This is a genomic window from Rhizobium sp. A37_96 (assembly GCF_053521765.1).
The window spans coordinates 906,874-923,887 of the sequence record NZ_JBNWDS010000002.1 but is presented as its reverse complement, the minus strand read 5'-3'; the positions used below and the strand labels follow the sequence as shown (position 1 = coordinate 923,887).

At 61.5% G+C, this 17,014-nt stretch carries 21 protein-coding genes; 10 read left to right on the top strand and 11 right to left on the bottom strand.

Annotated elements, in window-relative coordinates; translation table 11 throughout:
• Window positions 1–10: 10 nt before the first annotated feature.
• A complete protein-coding gene (locus ACQZ6J_RS10970; protein ID WP_449083967.1) occupies window positions 11–802 on the bottom strand; it encodes a polysaccharide deacetylase family protein in 792 nt (263 codons plus the stop codon).
• Window positions 803–1,066: 264 nt separating this feature from the next.
• Here ACQZ6J_RS10970 and ACQZ6J_RS10965 point away from each other — a divergent pair, with 264 nt between their 5' ends.
• Together ACQZ6J_RS10965 and ACQZ6J_RS10960 are read left to right on the top strand one after the other, a co-directional pair.
• Complete coding sequence (locus ACQZ6J_RS10965) at window positions 1,067–1,978, top strand: DnaJ C-terminal domain-containing protein (RefSeq protein ID WP_449083965.1); 912 nt, start codon at window positions 1,067–1,069, stop codon at window positions 1,976–1,978.
• 3 nt (window positions 1,979–1,981) lie between these two features.
• A complete protein-coding gene (locus ACQZ6J_RS10960; protein WP_163991468.1) occupies window positions 1,982–2,314 on the top strand; it encodes a chaperone modulator CbpM in 333 nt (110 codons plus the stop codon).
• Window positions 2,315–2,394: 80 nt separating this feature from the next.
• Here the strand turns inward: ACQZ6J_RS10960 and ACQZ6J_RS10955 are convergent, their stop codons facing one another.
• Window positions 2,395–2,784, bottom strand: a complete 390-nt coding sequence (locus ACQZ6J_RS10955; RefSeq protein ID WP_163991470.1) for a DUF930 domain-containing protein — start codon at window positions 2,782–2,784, stop codon at window positions 2,395–2,397.
• A gap of 285 nt (window positions 2,785–3,069) precedes the next feature.
• On the opposite strand from ACQZ6J_RS10955, the gene ACQZ6J_RS10950 reads away from it, so the two are divergent.
• Both ACQZ6J_RS10950 and ACQZ6J_RS10945 read left to right on the top strand, forming a co-directional pair.
• Window positions 3,070–5,163: a S9 family peptidase gene (locus ACQZ6J_RS10950; RefSeq protein ID WP_449083963.1), complete on the top strand. Its 2,094-nt coding sequence runs from the start codon at window positions 3,070–3,072 to the stop codon at window positions 5,161–5,163.
• A gap of 21 nt (window positions 5,164–5,184) precedes the next feature.
• Entirely contained in the window at window positions 5,185–5,706 is a 522-nt protein-coding gene (locus ACQZ6J_RS10945) for a DUF1697 domain-containing protein (RefSeq protein WP_449083961.1), read from the top strand.
• Here the strand turns inward: ACQZ6J_RS10945 and ACQZ6J_RS10940 are convergent.
• Window positions 5,703–6,014, bottom strand: coding sequence for a type II toxin-antitoxin system RelE/ParE family toxin (locus ACQZ6J_RS10940; RefSeq protein ID WP_449083959.1), 312 nt, complete (start codon window positions 6,012–6,014; stop codon window positions 5,703–5,705). The two genes, ACQZ6J_RS10945 and ACQZ6J_RS10940, sit on opposite strands and share 4 nt — an antisense overlap.
• A gap of 4 nt (window positions 6,015–6,018) precedes the next feature.
• The gene (locus ACQZ6J_RS10935; RefSeq protein ID WP_449083957.1) at window positions 6,019–6,279 is read right to left on the bottom strand and encodes a ribbon-helix-helix domain-containing protein; all 261 of its coding nucleotides are present in this window, start codon (window positions 6,277–6,279) and stop codon (window positions 6,019–6,021) included.
• 95 nt (window positions 6,280–6,374) lie between these two features.
• Between ACQZ6J_RS10935 and ACQZ6J_RS10930 the strand changes: the two genes are divergently transcribed.
• Both ACQZ6J_RS10930 and ACQZ6J_RS10925 read left to right on the top strand, forming a co-directional pair.
• Entirely contained in the window at window positions 6,375–7,880 is a 1,506-nt protein-coding gene (locus tag ACQZ6J_RS10930) for a protein adenylyltransferase SelO (RefSeq protein ID WP_449083955.1), read from the top strand.
• 71 nt (window positions 7,881–7,951) lie between these two features.
• Window positions 7,952–8,491: a hypothetical protein gene (locus ACQZ6J_RS10925; protein WP_449083953.1), complete on the top strand. Its 540-nt coding sequence runs from the start codon at window positions 7,952–7,954 to the stop codon at window positions 8,489–8,491.
• Between the two features lie 84 nt (window positions 8,492–8,575).
• Here the strand turns inward: ACQZ6J_RS10925 and bla are convergent, their stop codons facing one another.
• The 3 genes from bla to dmeR form a co-directional block, all read right to left on the bottom strand.
• Window positions 8,576–9,577, bottom strand: coding sequence for a class A beta-lactamase (bla, locus tag ACQZ6J_RS10920; RefSeq protein ID WP_449083951.1), 1,002 nt, complete (start codon window positions 9,575–9,577; stop codon window positions 8,576–8,578).
• Window positions 9,578–9,663: 86 nt separating this feature from the next.
• Entirely contained in the window at window positions 9,664–10,632 is a 969-nt protein-coding gene (gene dmeF / locus ACQZ6J_RS10915; protein ID WP_449083949.1) for a CDF family Co(II)/Ni(II) efflux transporter DmeF, read from the bottom strand.
• Between the two features lie 34 nt (window positions 10,633–10,666).
• Window positions 10,667–10,939: a Ni(II)/Co(II)-sensing transcriptional repressor DmeR gene (gene dmeR / locus ACQZ6J_RS10910; RefSeq protein ID WP_163991487.1), complete on the bottom strand. Its 273-nt coding sequence runs from the start codon at window positions 10,937–10,939 to the stop codon at window positions 10,667–10,669.
• A 197-nt stretch (window positions 10,940–11,136) separates the two neighbouring features.
• On the opposite strand from dmeR, the gene ACQZ6J_RS10905 reads away from it, so the two are divergent.
• Together ACQZ6J_RS10905 and ACQZ6J_RS10900 are read left to right on the top strand one after the other, a co-directional pair.
• Entirely contained in the window at window positions 11,137–11,550 is a 414-nt protein-coding gene (locus ACQZ6J_RS10905) for a MerR family transcriptional regulator (RefSeq protein WP_449083947.1), read from the top strand.
• Between the two features lie 200 nt (window positions 11,551–11,750).
• Window positions 11,751–12,239 (top strand): GNAT family N-acetyltransferase, encoded by a 489-nt coding sequence (locus tag ACQZ6J_RS10900; protein WP_163991491.1) that lies wholly within the window; start codon window positions 11,751–11,753, stop codon window positions 12,237–12,239.
• A 40-nt stretch (window positions 12,240–12,279) separates the two neighbouring features.
• Here the strand turns inward: ACQZ6J_RS10900 and ACQZ6J_RS10895 are convergent, their stop codons facing one another.
• A complete protein-coding gene (locus ACQZ6J_RS10895; protein ID WP_449084169.1) occupies window positions 12,280–12,930 on the bottom strand; it encodes a C39 family peptidase in 651 nt (216 codons plus the stop codon).
• A gap of 83 nt (window positions 12,931–13,013) precedes the next feature.
• Here ACQZ6J_RS10895 and ACQZ6J_RS10890 point away from each other — a divergent pair, with 83 nt between their 5' ends.
• A complete protein-coding gene (locus ACQZ6J_RS10890; protein ID WP_449083944.1) occupies window positions 13,014–13,793 on the top strand; it encodes a class I SAM-dependent methyltransferase in 780 nt (259 codons plus the stop codon).
• 13 nt (window positions 13,794–13,806) lie between these two features.
• Here ACQZ6J_RS10890 and ACQZ6J_RS10885 read toward each other — a convergent pair whose 3' ends face one another.
• The 3 genes from ACQZ6J_RS10885 to ACQZ6J_RS10875 all read right to left on the bottom strand — a co-directional run bounded on the left by ACQZ6J_RS10885 (window position 13,807) and on the right by ACQZ6J_RS10875 (window position 16,169).
• A complete protein-coding gene (locus ACQZ6J_RS10885) occupies window positions 13,807–14,721 on the bottom strand; it encodes a c-type cytochrome (RefSeq protein ID WP_449083942.1) in 915 nt (304 codons plus the stop codon).
• A 202-nt stretch (window positions 14,722–14,923) separates the two neighbouring features.
• Window positions 14,924–15,367 (bottom strand): c-type cytochrome, encoded by a 444-nt coding sequence (locus ACQZ6J_RS10880; protein WP_449083940.1) that lies wholly within the window; start codon window positions 15,365–15,367, stop codon window positions 14,924–14,926.
• A 166-nt stretch (window positions 15,368–15,533) separates the two neighbouring features.
• On the bottom strand, window positions 15,534–16,169 hold the full coding sequence (locus ACQZ6J_RS10875; RefSeq protein WP_449083938.1) for a LysE family translocator: 636 nt from the start codon (window positions 16,167–16,169) through the stop codon (window positions 15,534–15,536).
• A 128-nt stretch (window positions 16,170–16,297) separates the two neighbouring features.
• Here ACQZ6J_RS10875 and ACQZ6J_RS10870 point away from each other — a divergent pair, with 128 nt between their 5' ends.
• Window positions 16,298–16,999 carry a helix-turn-helix transcriptional regulator gene (locus tag ACQZ6J_RS10870; protein ID WP_449083936.1) on the top strand — a complete coding sequence of 234 codons (702 nt, stop codon included), beginning with the start codon at window positions 16,298–16,300 and terminating at the stop codon, window positions 16,997–16,999.
• Window positions 17,000–17,014: the final 15 nt, after the last annotated feature.

Sequence of the window (17,014 nt, the reverse complement as noted above, 5' to 3'; positions counted from 1 at the left end):
CTCCCGGCAGTCAGTTCGTCGTGCCGTCATCGCCCTTTTCGGGGATATCCTGCAGGCGGACGAACTCTACGCCCTTCGCCTTCAGCGCAAGGATGCTTGCCGCAACCCCCTCGCCCGCCGCATGTGTCGGCTGGTTGATGTGGGAAATGATGACATCGCCGTCCTTGGCGGAGGCATATTGCTTCTCGACCATCTTGGCCGGCAGAAGCGAGCCGCTATCGCCGTTGATCGAATAGCCGGCGATCCGGTAGCCCATGCCCCGGATCTGGGCGATGGCGGAAGGGCTGTACTTTGCGGTCGCGCCGCGAAACCAGCGCGGCTGCGGAATACCGGCGGCAACCATCGCATCGGCGCCGCCCTTGACTTCCTGGGCGACCGCCTGCGGCGAGCCGGCGGCGGGAATGCCGTAGACCTTGGTCGGGGCATCGACGGCCGGGATATGGTTCTGACCGTGGTTTTCCAGCTCGAAAAGATCGGGATGGGCCAGGAAGACGGCAAGCGCATCGGGATTGGTGCGCAGCCAGCGCGCGGTGACGAAGATCGTCGCCGGAATGCGCTGATCGACAAGGGTGCCCAGGATACGCGGATCGGTCTTGCCCATGCAGGCATCGAAGGTAAGCGCTATACGGGGGGCTCCGGCGCCTGCCCGGTTGACATGAAGATGCGGCTCGACGAGCTTGATCTTCGAAACGGGCGCCTTGGGCGGCAGCTGCGGCCAACCGGCCGGCGGTTGCTCCGGCTGCGTGGCAAAGGCGGCCTGTGCCGCAAGCAGGATCAGGGATGTCAGCAAAAGACGTTTCATCGGGCGGCCACCGGGTGGATCAAGCAAACGGAATCTGGCGGACGGAACGCACCATTGCCGTCCGGCCTCAGCGCCCGCATCATCCGGCAACACGCCGGAAATATGGCGAACCGGCCGATATCGTGTCTATTTCACATCACAAGTGCGCCAGGCATGAAAGCCGCCAAGTCCGGGCTTCAACCTGACCGCGTCTATGCTACGATTGATATGAGGTTGCCGTAGCACTATCTGCGTATTTTTCCGTGCTCCCAAAGAGAGACATGCATGAGTCGCGATCCCTATGAAGTTTTAGGCGTGAAGCGGGACGCCCCGCAAAAAGACATTCAAAGCGCCTATCGCAAGCTTGCCAAGAAGCTGCACCCCGATCTCAACCCCGGCGACAAGCAGGCCGAGGAAAAATTCAAGGAGGTCTCCTCGGCTTACGGCATCCTCGGCGACGAGGAAAAGCGTGGGCGGTTCGACCGTGGCGAGATCGACAGCAGCGGCGCCGAGCAGGCGCCGCGCAACTACTACCGCGATTACGCGGCGCAGGAGGGCCAGCATGGCCCTTACCAGAATGCGGGCGGCTTTGCCGATTTCGGCGACGCCGACGACATATTTTCCAGTTTCTTCTCGCGGCGCAGCCGAGGCCAATCCCAGATGCAGGGTCAAGACCGTCACTATTCGATGGAGGTCGACTTTCTGGACGCCATCAACGGCGCAAAGAAGCAGATCAGCCTGCCGGACGGACCGGCGCTCGACGTCCAGATTCCGCCGGGAACGCGCGACGGGCAGACGCTTCGCCTCAAGGGCAAGGGTGAGCCGGGCTTCGGCGGCGGCGCTGCCGGCGATGCGCTGATTGCCGTGCATGTGCGCCCGCACCGCTTCTATACCCGCGATGGCGACGACATCCGGATGGAACTGCCGATCTCGCTGACGGAAGCGGTGCTCGGCGGCAAGATCCGCGTCCCCACCCCTTCGGGCGCGGTTACCGTCACGCTGCAGCCGAACTCCAATACGGGCAAGGTGTTGCGGCTGAAGGGCAAGGGCGCCCCTGTGCGCGGCAAGGAGAACGGCGATGCCTACGTCTCCCTGAAAATCGTCCTGCCGGATACGCCGGATCCCGATCTGACGCGCTTCGTTTCCGATTGGGAGGCAGGCAAGACGCAAGATCCCAGAAAGACCATGGGAGGATAAGCGATGAACGAGAGCGAGTTCCGACTGCACCTCCGGATCGAGACCACGGTGCTGGAAATCTGGATATCACAGGGCTGGGTCGTGCCCGAAGTCACGGATGAGGGCCGCAGTTTCCGTGAGGCCGACATTGCGCGCGGCCGGCTCATCCTCGACCTCAGCAAGGCAATGGGCGTCAACGAGCCAGGCGTCGATGTCGTCATGGATCTGGTGGACCAGCTTCACAGCCTCAGAGCGACGCTACGTGACCTGGCGGATGCGGTCCGCCGGCAACCGCCCGACGTGCAGGAGCACATCCTGTCAGAGCTGACCCGCGTGGAATCGCTCAAATGGCGGTAGCGCTTGAGCGCACCGGCCTCTGGCGATCACAAGACGCGCTGTGATCGCCACGGTTTCCTTCCGGAGCAAATCCGGAGCGCTTAGTCGTAGAGATAATGTTCCTGCCAGGCACCGCGCGGCACCTTGTCGCCGATCTGATAGCTCAGTTCCCGTACATGGATATGCTGCGGACCGGTGATGCATTTGTACGAGAGATGATACCAGTCCCCCTTGCTGCGAAAGACCGCGCCGGGCGCATCCATGGCATCAGGCTTCATATCCGGGTCGCCGAACGTATAGGCGATGACCTTATCCGGCCTGAAGCCGGTCTTGTCCGTGCCGATGCGCTTCATGGCCTCGGCATCGCATGCCTGCTCCATCCGTTCCGACGGATCGAGCTTTTCCAGTTGCTTCTTCATGGCCGGATCGACGGCGAAGGCGGAGGTGGCGACGCAAGCCAATGGAATAATGATGGCAAAGAGTTTCAGCATGAAGACCGGTCCCTTGCATTGTTTTGGATTTGAGCGCGTCCGTTCCATCAGGGAAGGCGCTTGACCGCCTTTATATCGACGCACTGCATGCCGACTTCGGTAAAGAATGTGGTCTCATCAAGGCAACACCCTATGCGGCTTCCCCACGCTGCCTGTCCGATCGAAACTAATATCGACGGCTTGCATGAAGCTTGCCGATCCGACTTGCCGCTTGAACCTCACGTCGGCGCCCTCTATTTCTCTCTTCACTTCACATCCGACTTTCACACCAGAGAAAGCGCTCCAGTGTCAGTTTTCAAGAATCTCCCCACCCCGCCTGCCGCCCCGAAAAAGCCGCTCTCGGACACACGCCACGGCATCACCCGCACCGACGACTATGCGTGGCTGCGCGCCGACAACTGGCAGGCAATGTTCAAGGATCCGTCGATCCTGGCGCCGGAGATCCGGTCGCATCTGGAAGCCGAGAACGTCTATATGAATGCCGCAATGGCGGACACGAAGGATCTGCAAAAGATTCTCTTCGGCGAAATGAAGGGGCGCATCAAGGAAGACGACAGCTCCGTTCCGATGAAGGACGGCCCTTATGCCTACGGCACGTTCTTCGTCACCGGCGGCGAGCAGCCCCGCTTTTTCCGCGAGCCGCGTAACGGCGGCGACCGCAAGCTGCTGCTGAACGGCGACAAGGAGAATGAAGGAAAATCCTATTTCCGGCTTTCCGGCCTCGACCATTCCTCCGACCATAGCCACGGCATCTGGGGCTATGACGACAAGGGCTCGGAATACTTCACGCTGAAGATCCGCAACTTCGAGACCGGCGAGGATCTCGGCGACGTGATCGAGAATACCGGCGGCGATTCCATCTGGGCGCCCGACGGCAAGAGCTTCTTCTACACCCTGCAGGACGAGAATCATCGCCCCTCGAAGATCTTCCACCATATCATCGGCACGCCGCAGTCCGAGGACCGGCTTGTCTACGAGGAAGAGGATCCGGGCTTCTTCATGGGCGTCGGCGGCTCGCTGCTGGACGACTACATCTTCATCGATATCCACGATCACGAAACCAGCGAATACCGCATCATCCCGACCTCGGACCTGACCGCCGAGCCCAAGATCGTCGCCGTGCGCGAAACGGGCATCGAATATGAGATCACCGAGGGCGGCGACGTCTTCTACATCCTCACCAACGACGGCGACGCCAAGGATTTCAAGATCATGGAGACGCCGGCCGAGGCGCCGGGCAAGGAGAACTGGCGCGAGGTCGTGGCGCACAAGCCGGGCACGCTGATCCTCAGCCATCTCGCCTATGCCCGCCATCTGATCTGGCTGGAGCGCAAGGACGGCCTGCCGCGCATCATCATCCGCGACCGCCGCAGCGGCGAGGAACATGCGATCGCCTTCGAAGAGGAAGCCTATTCGCTCGGCCTGCAGGGGGCGGCGGAATACGACACGGATGTCATCCGCTTCTCCTATTCATCGATGACGACGCCGAGCCAGCTCTACGACTACAACATGGAGACGCGCGAGCGCACCCTCTTGAAGACGCAGGAAGTGCCTTCGGGACACGACCCGGCCGATTATGTGACGCGCCGCGTCTTCGCGCCGGCCTGGGACGGCGAGCGGGTGCCGGTGACGCTGCTATACCGCAAGGATACGCCCCTGGATGGCTCCGCGCCCTGCCTGCTCTATGGCTACGGTGCCTATGGCGTCACCATTCCCGCCGGCTTCAACACCAATTGCCTGTCGCTCGCAGATCGGGGCTTCATCTATGCCATCGCCCATATCCGTGGCGGCAAGGACAAGGGCTTTGCCTGGTACGAAGACGGCAAGATGGAAAAGAAGACCAATACGTTCAAGGACTTCATCGCCGCGGCCGACTATTTGAATCAGGAGAAGTTCACCTCCTACGCGAAGATCATCGCCGAGGGCGGATCCGCCGGCGGCATGTTGATGGGTGCCGTCGCCAACATGGCGCCGGAGAAATTCGCCGGCATCATCGCAGCCGTGCCCTTCGTCGACGTGCTCAACACCATGCTCGATGACACCTTGCCGCTGACGCCGCCGGAGTGGCCGGAATGGGGCAATCCGATCGAGAGCAAAGAGGAATACGAGCAGATCGCCGCCTATAGCCCTTATGACAATGTCGGCGAGAAGCCCTATCCACCGATCCTGGCGCTCGGCGGTCTCACCGACCCGCGCGTCACCTACTGGGAGCCGGCGAAGTGGGTCGCGAAGCTGCGCGACAAGACGACGGGCAACGCCCCTATCCTGCTGAAGACGAACATGGATGCCGGCCATGGCGGCGCATCCGGCCGCTTTCAGCGTCTGGAGGAAGTGGCGTTCGAATATGCCTTCGCCGTCAAGGTCGCCGAGAAGATGTAAGCCGAACGGCAGGAGTGAGCCATGACCGTGTTCGTCGCCCTGCTGCGTGCCGTCAATGTCGGCGGCACCGGCACATTGTCGATGGCGGACCTGAAGGCGCTCTGCGAGGGGATCGGCTTTACGGATGTGAGCACCTACATTCAGAGCGGCAACGTGCTTTTCCGCGCCGGGGAGGACGAGACAACGGTCCGGACCCGGCTGGAACAGGCGCTGGCGGAGAAAATGGGCAAATCCCCCGGCGTGATCCTGCGTAGCCGCGAGGCACTGGAAAGGGCGGCGGAAAATTCGCCCTTCCCGCACGCCAAGCCGAACTACCTGCTGGTCACCTTCCTGCCGGATGCGGCGCCGAAGGATGCGCTGGACAAGCTGGTCGCGCCCGGCGGCGAAGAAGTACACATCGCCGGCAGGGAGATCTACGTACACTACCCCGATGGCTCGGGACGCTCCAAATTGAAGCTGCCAGCGTTGAAGGCGGGAACGTCGAGAAATCTCAATACCGTGCGGAAGCTTGCGGAGATGGCGCGGGAACTGGAGAAGGACTAGGCGCGCGTCACGAGCGTTGCGTAGTCTCTGCTGCCGAAGAAGATGTTGGTAATGCGCACGCGTTCCTCCTCGACGACATAAAGAATAACAATGCTCCGCTCGAAAACGGCCATCCGTAATCCGGGTCCGAGATCGAACCGGGCAATGCCGCCGAGAGGCGCATCGCCAATTCTTGCGCATTTGTTTCGTATGCGCTTGATATAAGCGAGCGCTGTATCTCTGCTTTTGCTTTGGTCCAACACGTAGTTGAATATTGACTGAAGATCGGCTTTGGCCGTTTCACGAAATACGACAGAGTATCGCTTCATGCGGTTATTGTTTTTTCGCAGCCAGCGCCTCGATCCAATCGTCTATATCCCGCAAGTTCAAATCCGGTCTGGGATCATCAAGCGATGCCTCGACCTTTTGCCTGATTACCGCGATCCGTTGCTGATATTCCTCTTCCTCCCGCAGCCAGACCCGGATGGCAGCGCGCAGCACCTCGCTGGTGGAGGCGTAAGCGCCAGCATCGACGCGAGCCTTGATTGCAGCGACCATTTCACTGGGGAGCGAAATACTCAGTTTCTCGTTCATCACAAAATCCTCGTCGGCGGTAGGATAAAGTAGGATATTATCCTACCTCGGGCAAGGACCTTGCGCCTCCCCCTCGCCGGCCCTACCTTAAAGCCATGAGCTCACCTCTTCACGATGATAGCGCGCTTCAGGCACCGCCGGTCGCATTCGACAACAGTTATGCGCGCCTGCCGCCGCAGTTTTTTGCGGATCAGGCGCTGACACCCGTTGCCGCGCCGAGGCTGATTAAATTCAACGAGGCGCTGGCGCGGGAGCTCGGGCTCGACGTGGATGCGCTAAGCCAAAACGCTGCCGCGCTCTTTTCCGGAAACGAGCTGCTGCCCGGATCGCAGCCGATCGCCATGGCCTATGCCGGCCACCAGTTCGGCAATTTCGTACCGCAGCTCGGCGACGGCCGGGCGATCCTTCTCGGCGAGGTGAAGGACCGCAACGGCAGGCGCCGTGACATCCAGCTCAAGGGTTCGGGGCCGACGCCGTTTTCCCGCCGCGGTGACGGGCGGGCGGCACTCGGCCCGGTTTTGCGCGAGTATATCGTCAGCGAGGCCATGCATGCTCTCGGCATTCCGACGACCCGCGCGCTTGCCGCGGTGACCACCGGAGAACCTGTCTATCGTGAGGAAGTCCTGCCCGGCGCGATCTTTACGCGCGTGGCGGCGAGCCATATCCGCGTCGGCACGTTCCAGTTCTTTGCCGCGCGCGGCGATACGGAAAGCGTGAAGACGCTGGCGGATCACGTCATCGCGCGGCACTACCCGGACATCAGAGACCGGGCGAACCCCTATCTCGCACTGCTGGAAGCCGTGGCCGAGCGGCAGGCGGCGCTGATCGCGCGGTGGCTGCATGTCGGCTTCATCCACGGCGTGATGAACACCGACAACATGACGGTATCGGGCGAGACAATCGATTTCGGTCCCTGCGCCTTCATGGACGCCTATGATCCTGCGACCGTTTTCTCGTCGATCGACCGCAACGGCCGCTATGCCTATGCCAACCAGCCGGCCATCGGCCAATGGAACCTCGCACGCCTCGGCGAAACTCTCATTCCGCTGATCGATCCGTCCGCCGATACAGCGATCGACCTGGCAAACGTTGTCATCAAATCCTATGGCGAGCGCTTTCAGGCCTATTGGCTCTCGGGCATGCGGGCCAAGATCGGCCTTGCGAGCGAGGAGGACGGCGACCTCGAGCTGATCCAGTCGCTATTGGCGACGATGCAGCAGCAGGGTGCGGATTTCACGCTCACCTTCCGCCGCCTTGCCGCTCTCGCTGCGGACGAGGATATTACCGACTTCGCCGCCACCTTTCAGGATCCGCAATCCGTCGCGCCATGGCTTGAACGCTGGCGCGAGCGCCTCGACCGCGATGCCCAAACGCAGGCAACGCGTGCGGCAGCCATGCGCAGGGTCAACCCGGCCTTCATTCCCCGCAATCACCGAATAGAACAGGCCATCGTTGCCGCAGTCGAAGACGATGATTTTTCCCTGTTCGAGGCATTGCTGAAAGTGCTCGCAACACCCTACCAGGATCAGCCTTCCTTCGCGCCCTATGCCGAACCTCCACTGCCGACGGAGCGGGTGCTGCAGACGTTCTGCGGCACCTGAGGGGTCATCGGCATAAGCCCCGGGCAGGCTTGCAGAGTCATCGTCTCCTCAACCCGCAGGGAGATATGACGATGAAAGTGCATCACAGCACCCAGAACTATTTCAGCACGCCGATCCGCAGCCAGCAGAGCAGTGACAGCGATGACAGCACGCCTTTCACGCTGCCCGACGATGGCGGCGATCAGCAGGACGACCAGCCGGGACCTTCCATTTCCTCCAGCGGCGTCTCCTCCTCCATTTCGTCCGCTCTCTGGCTTAGCCAGTTTGGCGACTCCTCGTCCTCGTCTTCGGCAGCGGATTCCACTGACGACCAGTCGGACTCGAGCTCGTCCGGCAGCAGCTCGACGTCGTCGAGCGAGCAGTCCAACCAGGATATCCTCGACGAATTCGCCAAATGGGCGAACATGACGCCGGCCCAGAAAATCCGCGCGCAATATCTGGAAGCGCACGGCCTGACGGAAGATTCGTTCAAGGCCCTCTCCGCCGACGACCAGAAAGCGATCAACGACCAGATCGCCGATGAGATCAAGCAGAAGCTTGGCGCCGGCAACAGCCAGGGCGACAGCGACAAGGAAACGGACAGCGCAGCCTCGGCGCTGTCTCTCGTCTGAACAAGCTGCCAGATTAGGTGAAGACGATACGATCCTGATTCATATCTTGATCATATCGTCTTGTTTTTACTCTCGAAATTTCAGCTATTGCCCGACCATTCCGGTTACGATCTTGCCGACTTCGGCAAAGACTGCCTCCACGTCTTTCGCAGACGCGGTTGCCTCGGCAACGAAAGTCGTGACCAGGACAGGGCCGCGCTCCGGCGGCCAGATGACGGCAATGTCCGCATAGGAGCCGTTATTGCCTGTACCGGTCTTGTCGCCGACCTTCCACTCCGTCGGCAGGCCCGCGCGAAGGCGGTTGTTGCCCGTCGTATTGCCGACCAGCCAATTGATCAGCTGATCCCTCGATGTTTCCGACAGGGTGTTCCCGAGCGTCAGAAGGCCGATCGTATCCAGCATCGCATCCGGCGTCGTCGTATCGCGCGGGTCGTCCTTGACGGCCTGGTTGACATCGGGCTCATTGCGATCGAGGCGGGTTTCGGTGTCGCCGGTGGTGCGCAGCCACGAGGTCAGCGCGGCAGGGCCGCCAAAGCTTTCGAGCAGCAGATTGCCTGCCGTATTGTCGCTCAGCGTTATGGCTGCGCCGCACAGCTCGGCCACGGTCATGCCATCGGTGTCGGCATGTTTTTCAGTCTCCGGCGAATAGGTGACGACCTTGTTCTTGCCGTAGGTGACGCGACGGTCGAGCTTTTCCGTGCCCTGGTCGACACGCGCCAGCACGAAGCCGACGGCAAGCGCCTTGTAGGTGCTGCACAGGGGAAAGCGCTCTTCTTCGCGGTTGCCGAGGGAGATGTTGGTCTCGGTGTCGAGCACGGAGACGCCGAGCCGGCCGCCGGTCTTCTTTTCCAGGTCCGCAAGCTGCTTGTCGACATCGTCGGACAGCTGCGAATTGTCCGGCGTTCCGCCGCTATCTTCCATTCCCTGGCCGCCGCCGTCAGGCGCTGCCGAATTATCCGTTGCAGGCGGCGTCTGTGGTGACGCGCCGCTATCCTGCGCGAACAACGCTTCGGGGCCGAGTGTCAGGGCGGGAAGGAGCAGCGCCGAGCCTGCCATGAGACGGCGGCGGGTGAGCAATGTGGGCATGCGAAGGGCCTCCAGCGGAATCGGGCAGATTGTGGGCTATGCGAGGAATATGGCAAGCCTCCGACCTTTCCGATTGCTAGCGGATTTTATGCCGCCTTGTCGACGGTAACTTCGACGGTCACATGGGAGAGCTCGTGGATGTCGGCGAGCCGCGCCTTGTAGAAGGAGGGATCGCGCGAAACGGGCGTTGCGACCGCGACGATGGCGGCATGATGCCCAGGGCCTACCTGCCAGACATGAAGATCGGTGATCCGATCCTCATCCGTTTCGATCGCCTCGCGGATCTCTTCCGGCAAATCCTCGCCCTGCGGGATGAAATCGAGGAGAACGGCGCCTGACATACGCAACAGGCTCCATGCCCATTGCAGGATCACCAGCCCACCGACGATGCCCATGACCGGATCGAGGAATGTCCAGCCGAACCGGCTGCCGAGCAGCAGGGCAACGATGGCAAGAACCGAGGTCATCGCGTCAGCGATGACATGGACATAGACGGAGCGCAGATTGTTGTCCCTGCCGCCGCTGTGGTCATGATGGTGATCGTCGTCATGCTCGTGACCATAGGCGTGGGCGTGGGCATGACTGTGCCCATGATGATGGCCGTGATCGTCGCGCAGAAGCCATGCGCTGACGAGATTGACGACGAGGCCGACCACTGCGATGGCGATGGCTTCCCGGAAGTTGATCGCCACCGGGTCCAGCAGCCGCAACACGCTCTCCCAGCCCATGATGAGCGCGATCAGCGCCAGCACGATGGCGCTGGCGAAGCCTGCGAGATCGCCGAGCTTGCCGGTGCCGAAGGTGAAGCGCGCATTGTGCGCATGCCGGCGGGCATAGAGATAGGCGAGAGCCGAAATCAGCATGGCGCTGACATGGGTCGACATGTGCCAGCCATCGGCGAGCAGCGCCATCGAACCGTAGATCGTGCCGGCACCGATCTCGACCACCATCATCACGGCGGTCAGCGCGATGACGAGCCGGATGCGGCGCTCGTTGCGCTCGTGATCGGAGCCCAGAAAGACGTGGCTATGGCCCATCTCGGGGGAAATACTCATGACATCGGTCTCCCGTTGAACGCGCCGAAGCTGGTCACCGCAGATAGGTCTTCAGCACGTCGGCTATCTCATCGACCGCCTGCCGGCGGGCCTCTTCGTCTTCGGCATGAAGCACATGCTCATGCAGGTGATCTTCCAGGACCTCCCCGGTCAGCCCGGTGAGGGCGCCCCGAATGGAGGCAAGAAGCTGCAATATCTCTCCACATGGGCGTTCGGCCTCTAGTGCCCGTTCCACCGCCTCCATCTGCCCCTTGAGACGGCGGATGCGGGAAAGAAGCTTGGCTTGCTGACGAATGGTATGGGACATTGCGGCCTCGAATTATAATATAGGGGGGTATACTATTCTTAGCAACGAAATGGAAGTGCGCCCTGGACGCGATGATATGCGGGATCCTGGACCGCCCAGGCAGCCCGTGCCGGCTAGCTGACTCCGCCTGCTCTTGCAAATCCTGCAAGAGACCGCATATATAGCTATAGAGACTAGAGCTATAGAGAGGATATCCGATGCTGACGATCGGCGATCTGTCCAGACGTACCGGCGTGAAAGTGCCGACGATCCGCTATTACGAGCAGATGGGCCTGATCTCGGAGCCCGAACGCAGCGAAGGCAACCAGCGGCGCTATTCCAAGGGCGACCTGGAGCGGCTCGCCTTCATTCGGCATGGCCGCGATCTCGGCCTGACGATCGATGCCATCAAGGAGCTGATCTCGCTCAGCCAACACCCCGACCGCCCCTGCGTCGGTGCAGACCGCATCGCCAAGGAGCATCTGGAGGACGTGCGCATCAAGATCGCCCGACTGAGGAAGCTGGAGCATGAGCTGGAGCGCATCGTCTCGCATTGCGACGGCCACAGCATCGAGGACTGCTATGTGATCCGCGCGCTTTCCGACCACGGGCTATGCGAAGGGGAGCATTGAGCCCCCCCATTGACAAACGCGCTGAACGGGATCATTGATGCGCCCATGATCACGCACGCGCTCCACAATTGCTCGTATTTTTGGCTGTACCTGTAAAGGGCGGCCAAGACAGATCATAATGTCAACAAGCCGCCGTCAGGCGGCTTTGTTGTATCGGCAGCGTCCTGACGGCTCATTGAAAAACAAGGACGCAGAATGCCATGCTAGACGATAGCGAAATTTCACTCCTCCGCCCGCCGGTGTTGACCATCCGCAATGCGCAGCCGCGCGACCTGCCGGAGCTGAACGACATGATCCGGCTGCTTGCCGCCCATCATGGCGACCCCTCGGGCACGACGCCGGAGCAGCTAGAGCGCGATCTCTTCGGCCCGGTGCCCTGGATCACGGCGCTGGTTGCCGACGGCGAACACGGCCTGCTCGGCTACGCCATCCTCGTGCCGCTCTACAAGGCGCAGGAAGGGCAGCGGGGCATGGACCTGCATCATCTCTTCGTGCGTGACGGCCATCGCGGCCATGGTGTGGGACAGCATCTCGTCGACCGCGCCCGCGATATCGCCCGCAAGGCCGGCTGCAGCTACCTTTCGGTCGGCGCCGCGACAGGCAATTTCCAGGCCCATCGCTTCTACGAAAACATGGACTTCAAGCCGCGTCCGGTCACCGGCATGCGCTACCTTCAGGCATTGGCCTGATGCCGGCCTTTAACAGGATCGCCGTCGACTGCTCCAAGCTTTAGCGATCGATGGCGATCCCGCGGCCTGCAAAGAACCTTTCGAACGTCTGCAACGGCATCTCCGCATTTTCTCGCGTCTCCGCGATGTGACCGGACGGATTGTGGAAGCGGATCCTGTTTCCACTGACGGCCGTTACCAGCACCAGATGTCCGCCCTTGGCCGGCGGCTCGGTCTCCGGCCAGCGAATGGAATGGTGCACCGACGCGATGAAGAATTCCGATTGCGTGAGGATATCGGCGATGTCAGCGACGGAAATCCCGGTGACGACCCTGGCATTCAGATCGAAGCGATCCCGGACGAAGGGCACGAACGGCGCATAGATCAGCCCCTTGATCCTGCCATCCGGCTCCTCGACATAGCCGCCGTAATCCCTGCAGCCCATGGCCAGATCCATGATCGGCACCGTTTTGCCGGTGCGGGCGGCAAGAACCATCTTCAGGCAGGCCATGCCGCAAAGATTGGCGGCCCAATGGGCATATTCCTCAACATTGCGAGCCCCGGACGACGCCCAGAGCGGATCTCGGAGCAAAGCAGTCTGCGCGCCTTCGGCCACCACCGCCAACGTCATCTCAGGCGTTTCCCATTGGCTGAAATAAGGAACCCTTTGCGTCACCCCTGCGTCCACGACCACCCTCTCCCGTTTCCGAATCCCGTGCCATTGCCGCTACAGGCTTTATCGGAAATGCGCTAGAAAAAAGGCTGCGGGCTCTGATCTGCGACTGGAGGTGCGCCTTGGAACAGCGGTTTACATTCGATGGCGTCGCCAGCCTTTATAACAATGCCCGCCCCACCTATCCCGATAGGCTCTTCGACGACGTGATCGCCTTCGCCGGTCTCAACGACAGGGATGAGATCCTTGAAATCGGCTGCGGCACGGGACAGGCGACTGAAGGTTTTGCGCGGCGGGGTCTTTCCGTTCTCGCGCTCGATCCAGGCAAGGAATTGATCGCGGTCGCGCGGAAAAGTCTGGAGAAGTTTCCAAAGGTCCGCTTTGCGCAGACCACCTTCGAAGCATGGCCGGGGGCAGCGGCGAGCTTCAAGCTGATAGCGGCGGCGCAATCGTTCCATTGGGTTTCACCGGAGCTGCGCTTCGCCAGGACAGCCGCCTTGCTGCAGCCGGAAGGAACGCTTGCCGTCTTCGGCAGTGTGCCGATGCCGCCCGAGCCGCCGCTTGCCGGAAAATTCGCTGAAATCTACGCCCACCATGCGCCGCAGCTTGCGGGCCCGCCGGCAGAGGCATGGTATCTGCCCGACGGCCCGGTTGCCGAGCTGCTAAGACAGTCCGACCATTTCGAAGCGTCAGGACAACACTGCTATCGCTGGAGCCGGGCGCATACCGCACAAAGCTACGCCGATCTGCTGCGCACGCTCTCAAGCTATCGGGTTCTGCCTGACGGCCAGAGAGAGACGTTGCTTTCCGCGCTCGCCGGGGCGATCGCGGCTGAAGGCGGCAAATTCGAGCTGCATTACGAAACGCATCTCTATCTCGCCAGGCGCTCGCCCATCAGCTGAGTATCTTCCCGGTCTACTTCGCCGGCAATGCCTTCAGATACGCCGCGATCGCCTCGCGATCAGTACCCGGCAGGTGGGCGATGTTTTGCTGGACTTCGGCCATCGAGCCACCGGCGGAATCATAGTCCGGGGTGAAGCCGGTTTCGAGGTAGTTGGCGATGTCGCCGGCGCTCCAGCTGCCGATCGCCTTGGAGCCGGGCGTGATGTCGGGGATCTGGCCCTTGCCTTCCGGATTGGGCGCTCCCGCCAGCCATTGGCCGCTCAGGAAGCCGCCGAGGCTGTCGCGCGGCGTGTGGCATTCGCCGCAATGGCCCGGCCCTTCCACAAGATACTGACCGCGCTTGATCTTCTCGTCGGCTTTGGCGAGAACGACGCGCGGCTGGTCGTTGAGATAGAGGAACTTCCAGCCGCCAAGCGCCAGCCGGATGTTGAACGGAAAGGGCAGCTCGTGCGGCGGGGCGACATTGTCGCTCTTCGGCAGCGTCTTCAGGAAGCCCCAGAGGTCGTTGATGTCCTTGTCGCTCATGCGGGTATAGGAGCCGTAGGGAAAGGACGGATAGAGATGCTCGCCGTTCTTGCCGACACCGCGCTTCATGGCATTGCCGAAATCGGCAAGGGTCCAGCTGCCGAGCCCGGCTTTCTCGTCCGGCGAGATATTCGGCACATGAAAGGTGCCGAAGGGGCTGTTGAGCGCCAGGCCGCCCGAAAGCACGAGCTTGGCATCGCCCTGCGCACCGGACGCCGCGTGACAGCTTGTGCAGCCGCCGGCCCAGAAGACCATCTCGCCATTCTTGAGATCGGGATCGCCGAGATTGGCCCAATGGCTTGCCGGCAAGGGCGATGGCGCGGTGATGACATAAAATGCGCCACAGCCGAGGACGATCACGCCGAACAGACAGAGCAGCCACCGGATAAATCGCGCCATCACACCTACCCCCTTGCCTTGGCTCTAAAGCCACAAGGCTCCGTACCGGCGGCAAGACCGGGGCGGATGCCAGAACGGATTTTCCGAACCTCTTCGCGTTTCTTCGAATCGCGAAGAGGCTCCAGGCTTTTGCTTTTGCGCAATTCCGGGCGGAAAATCGCGACGCGCTTTTCTGGAATTGCTCTGGACGAGGCCGACCTACCGCTTAGTCTTTCTTGATGCGGTAGGCCTGATGACAGGCGCCACAGCTGCCGCCGAGGGTCTTCAACGTCGCACCGACACCGGCATTGTCGGCCGGAAGCTGGGCGAGCGCCGTCTCGGCATCGGTGGAAAGCTTCGCGGCCTTGGCCTTGAAGTCATCGAAATTATCCCAGATCTTCGGATTGACCTCGGCATCGGCCTTGTCGCTCTGCGGATTGAACTGGTCCGGGAAAGCCTTGGCCGTCTCGGCAATGGTCGTCAGCGATGCCTTGACGATGTCGGCATCATAGGGCTTGTCGCCCTTTGCAATCGCGCCGAGAGCCCCCGCGGCGCCGCCGATCTTCTTCATCAGCCCGATACGGGAGTCATGCGTGCCATCGGCCGCCACGACAGAACCCAGGGCGATGCTGGCCAGAGCCGTTGCCGCCACAATCGCTTTCCACTTCATTTCGTTCTCCTACCTCTTTCAAGTGATCAAGACCGCATGTGCGGCCGGCGCATGATTACGAGCGACATGTTTGCCGGTTTCCCTTCCGGCAATGAAGTCACAAAGTGGTGAGAACCAAGTGAAATCAGTGTCATGCTGCAGACACACTCATTCGCCGCATCAGCCCTCACGCCATTTTGAGGCCTTCCCACACCGTAAACACCGAAACCGCGACGAGCAGCAGCCCGGCCGCGCGGCCCGCGAAGGCCGTTGCACGCGGATTGGCGACCAGCAGATCGCGGCTACGTCCGGCAGTAATGGCAAGACCTCCGTAGACGGCAAACTGCGTTGCGACGGTCATGGCTCCCATGATGACGGCCTGCATCCAAACCGGGCCGTAGTCCGGCCTCAGGAACTGCGGGTACACGGCAAGGATGAAGAGATAGGCCTTGGGATTGATCAGGCAAGTGACCGCTCCCTGACGAAAGGCCTTCCAGGCGGACCGGCTGCCCGCAGGACCGTCATGGCCGACGGTGATTGAACTGCGCATCAGCGTGAAGCCGATGAAGGCCATGTAGGCGCCACCGGCAATCAGCAGAGGATTGAAGAGAATGGGCACGAAATGCATCAGCAGGCCGACGCCGATGGCGCCATTCAAAGAATGGACCACGCCGCCAAGCATGATGCCGCCCGTCGCGGCAAGACCGCGATTGCTGCCGCCGGTCAGGGAATTGGCGAGCACGAACAGCATGTCCATGCCCGGAACGATGATGATGCCTAAGAGAAGGAGAAAGAAAAGCCAGAGATTTTCCGCGTAGCCCATGTCAGTTGCCTATCGTCCTCTCTATTGAAACAGCAGAGGAAATGGTTGATTTTCAAGTCGATAGGCGATCTTATAAATCGAGCCAACTGACGGGGTGTTGTCAGTAGCCTTCGGCATTGGAGCAAGAAATGCGCAAGGCGTCGCGTCTGTTCGAGATCATCCAGATCCTGCGGCTGGCCAAGAGGCCGGTCACGGCGGCCGACATTGCCGGCCAGTTGGAAGTGACGGTACGCTCGGTCTATCGCGATATCGCGGCGCTCCAGGCAATGCGGGTGCCGATCGAGGGCGAGCGCGGCATCGGCTATATCCTGCGACCCGGCTTCGATCTGCCGCCACTGATGTTCTCGATCGAGGAAATGGAGGCGATCGTGCTGTCGCTGGCACTGCTGGAGCGCACCGGCGACGCCGAACTGAAGCAGGCCGCCAAGCGCGTGAGCGCCAAGATCGCCGGCGCCGTGCCGCCGCCGCTGCGCCAGACCCTCGATGCGAATGCGCTGCATGCCTGGGGCTTTGCAGCACCTTCGGCCTCGGCAATCGATCTGGCGCTGGTGCGCCGCGCCATCCGCGACGAGGAAAAACTCGATCTTGCCTATCGCGACGAATTCGGCCGCGCCACCGACCGCATCATCCGGCCGATCGCGCTGATCTACTACGCGGAGACGGCCAATATCGTCGCCTGGTGCGAGTTGCGGCAGGCGATTCGCAATTTCCGCAGCGACCGGATCGAGGATTGCCAGCCGGCCGGCCTATGGTTCAAGGGCGAAGGCGACGGTCTGCGACAGATCTGGGTGAACGGCTGGCAGACGAACACCCCAGCCGCGGCCGGCTGAGGTGTTGCAACAGGC